This is a genomic window from Desulforhopalus sp. IMCC35007, from assembly GCF_005116575.1.
Taxonomy (GTDB): domain Bacteria; phylum Desulfobacterota; class Desulfobulbia; order Desulfobulbales; family Desulfocapsaceae; genus Desulforhopalus_A.
This window is the reverse complement of sequence record NZ_SWCN01000053.1, coordinates 1-3886: the sequence shown is the minus strand read 5'-3', so window position 1 is coordinate 3886 and position 3886 is coordinate 1. Positions and strand designations below refer to the sequence as shown.

Below are 3886 nucleotides of genomic sequence, written 5' to 3'. Positions count from 1 at the left end.
GACTCACCGCTAGCACTATCGGTGACGGTATAGGTGAAACTATCACTCCCAGTGAAATTGGTATCAGCTGTGTAGCTAAAAGTACCATCGGTGTTGAGGGATAAGGTTCCATTGGTAACATCACTGTCCAGAGCATAACTCAGGTTGCCACCGGAAGTCGTGCTATCGTTAATAGAGATATCGGCATTCAGGGTGACATCTTCGTCGGTGGTAAAGCTGTCATCCTGGGCATTGAGATCTGTAATGGCGTTGATGGTTAAATCAACGGTCCGAATATCCGACTCACCGCTAGCACTATCTGTAACGGTATAGGTGAAACTGTCAGATCCATTGAAATTGGCATCAGCGGTGTAGCTAAAAGTACCATCAGTGTTGAGGGATAAGGTTCCATTGGCTACATCACTGTCCAGAGCGTAGCTCAGGCTGCCACCGGAAGTCGTGCTATCGTTGATAGAGACATCGGCATTTAAAGCAACATCTTCGTCGGTGGTAAAGCTGTCATCCTGGGCATTGAGATCTGTAATGGCGTTGATGGTAATATTGACGGTCCGAATATCAGACTCGCCGCTAACACTATCGGTAACGGTATAGGTGAAACTATCATTGCCAGTGAAGTTTGCATCAGCTGTGTAGCTAAAACTTCCATCACTATTAAGGGATAAGGTTCCGTTGGCCACATCACTGTTAACCGCATAACTCAGGCTGCCACCGGAAGTCGTGCTATCATTGATAGAGACATCGGCATTTAAAGTGACATCTTCGTCAGTGGTAAAACTGTCATCTGCAGCAGAAAGATCAGTGACTGCAGTAATGGTTAAATCAACGGTCCGAATATCAGACTCACCGCTAGCACTATCGGTAACGGTATAGGTGAAACTATCATTGCCATTGAAATTGGCATCAGCGGTGTAGCTAAAAGTACCATCAGTGTTGAGGGATAAGGTTCCATTGGCTACATCACTGTCCAGAGCGTAGCTCAGGCTGCCACCGGAAGTCGTGCTATCGTTGATAGAGACATCGGCATTTAAAGCAACATCTTCGTCGGTGGTAAAGCTGTCATCCTGGGCATTGAGATCTGTAATGGCGTTGATGGTAATATTGACGGTCCGAATATCAGACTCGCCGCTAACACTATCGGTAACGGTATAGGTGAAACTATCATTGCCAGTGAAGTTTGCATCAGCTGTGTAGCTAAAAGTTCCATCACTATTAAGGGATAAGGTTCCATTGGCTACATCACTGTTAACCGCATAACTCAGACTGCCACCGGAAGTCGTGCTGTCGTTGATAGAGACATCGGCATTTAAGGTAACATCTTCATCAGTACTGAAGGTATCATTTACCGCAGAAAGATCAGTGACTGCAGTAATGGTTAAATCAACGGTCCGAATATCAGACTCACCGCTAGCACTATCGGTGACGGTATAGGTGAAACTATCACTCCCAGTGAAGTTTGCATCAGCGGTGTAGGTAAAAGTTCCGTCATTATTAAGGGATAAGGTTCCGTTGGCCACATCACTGTCCAGAGCATAACTCAGACTGCCACCGGAGGTCGTGCTGTCGTTGATAGAGACATCGGCATTTAAAGTAACATCTTCGTCGGTGGTGAAGCTGTCATCTGCAGCAGAAAGATCAGTGACTGCAGTAATGGTTAAATCAACGGTCCGAATATCCGACTCACCGCTAGCACTATCGGTGACGGTATAGGTGAAACTATCATTGCCAGTGAAGTTTGCATCAGCGGTGTAGCTAAAAGTTCCATCACTATTAAGAGACAATGTTCCGTTGGCCACATCACTGTCCAGAGCATAACCCAGGCTGCCACCGGAAGTCGTGCTGTCGTTGATAGAGACATCGGCATTCAGGGTGACATCTTCGTCGGTGGTAAAAATGTCATCCTGAGCATCAAGATCAGTGACTGCAGTAATGGTTAAATCAACGGTCCGAATATCCGACTCACCGCTAGCACTATCGGTAACGGTATAGGTGAAACTATCAGATCCATTGAAATTGGCATCAGCGGTGTAGCTAAAAGTACCATCGGTGTTGAGGGATAAGGTTCCATTGGCTACATCACTGTCCAGAGCGTAGCTCAGGCTGCCACCGGAAGTCGTGCTATCGTTGATAGAGACATCGGCATTTAAAGTAACATCTTCGTCGGTGGTAAAGCTATCATCCTGGGCATTGAGATCTGTAATGGTGTTAATGGTTAGATCAACGCCCCGAATATCCGACTCACCGCTAGCACTATCTGTAACGGTATAGGTGAAACTGTCAGAGCCATTGAAGTTTGCATCAGCGGTGTAGCTAAAAGTTCCATCACTATTAAGGGATAAGGTTCCATTGGCTACATCACTGTCCAGAGCGTAGCTCAGGCTGCCACCGGAAGTCGTGCTGTCATTGATAGAGACATCGGCATTCAGGGTAACATCTTCGTCGGTGGTAAAACTGTCATCCTGGGCACTAAGATCTGTGATGGTGTTAATGGTTAGATCAACGCTCCGAATATCCGACTCACCGCTAGCACTATCGGTAACGGTATAGGTGAAACTGTCAGATCCATTGAAATTGGCATCAGCTGTGTAGCTAAAACTTCCATCACTATTGAGGGACAATGTTCCATTGGCTACATCACTGTTAACCGCATAACTCAGACTGCCGCCGGAAGTCGTGCTATCGTTGATAGAGACATCGGCATTCAGGGTGACCTCTTCGTCAGTGGTAAAGCTGTCATCCTGGGCATTGAGATCTGTAATGGCGTTGATGGTAATATTGACGGTCCGAATATCAGACTCGCCACTGTCGCTATCGGTAACGGTATAGGTGAAACTGTCAGATCCATTGAAATTAGCATCAGCTGTGTAGCTAAAACTTCCATCACTATTGAGGGATAAGGTTCCATTGGCTACATCACTGTTAACCGCATAACTCAGGCTGCCACCGGAAGTCGTGCTGTCATTGATAGAGACATCGGCATTTAAAGTAACATCTTCGTCGGTGGTAAAGCTGTCATCCTGGGCACTAAGATCTGTGATGGTGTTAATGGTTAAATCAACGGTCCGAATATCCGACTCACCGCTAGCACTATCGGTAACGGTATAGGTGAAACTGTCAGAGCCATTGAAGTTTGCATCAGCGGTGTAGCTAAAAGTACCATCAGTGTTGAGAGATAAGGTTCCATTGGCTACATCACTGTCCAGAGCGTAGCTCAGGCTGCCACCAGAAGTCGTGCTGTCATTGATAGAGACATCGGCATTTAAAGTGACATCTTCGTCAGTGGTAAAGCTGTCATCCTGGGCACTAAGATCTGTGATGGTGTTAATGGTTAAATCAACGGTCCGAATATCAGACTCACCGCTAGCACTATCGGTAACGGTATAGGTGAAACTGTCAGATCCATTGAAATTGGCATCAGCTGTGTAGGTAAAAGTACCATCGGTGTTGAGGGATAAGGTTCCATTGGTAACATCACTGTCCAGAGCATAACTCAGGCTGCCACCGGAAGTCGTGCTATCGTTGATAGAGACATCGGCATTTAAAGTAACATCTTCGTCGGTGGTAAAGCTGTCATCTGCAGCAGAAAGATCAGTGACTGCAGTAATGGTTAAATCAACGGTCCGAATATCCGACTCACCGCTAGCACTATCGGTGACGGTATAGGTAAAACTATCATTGCCAGTGAAGTTTGCATCAGCGGTGTAGCTAAAAGTTCCGTCATTATTAAGAGACAATGTTCCATTGGCTACATCACTGTTAACCGCATAACTCAGGCTGCCACCGGAAGTCGTGCTATCGTTGATAGAGACATCGGCATTTAAAGTAACATCTTCGTCGGTGGTAAAGCTGTCATCTGCAGCAGAAAGATCAGTGACTGCAGTAATGGTTA

General features: G+C 46.2%; 1 protein-coding gene. It reads right to left on the bottom strand.

Translation table 11 applies throughout. From position 1 onward, the window contains the following. Positions 1 to 3886: Ig-like domain-containing protein (locus FCL48_RS24475; protein ID WP_136876696.1), on the bottom strand; the 3886-nt coding region annotated here is incomplete at both ends.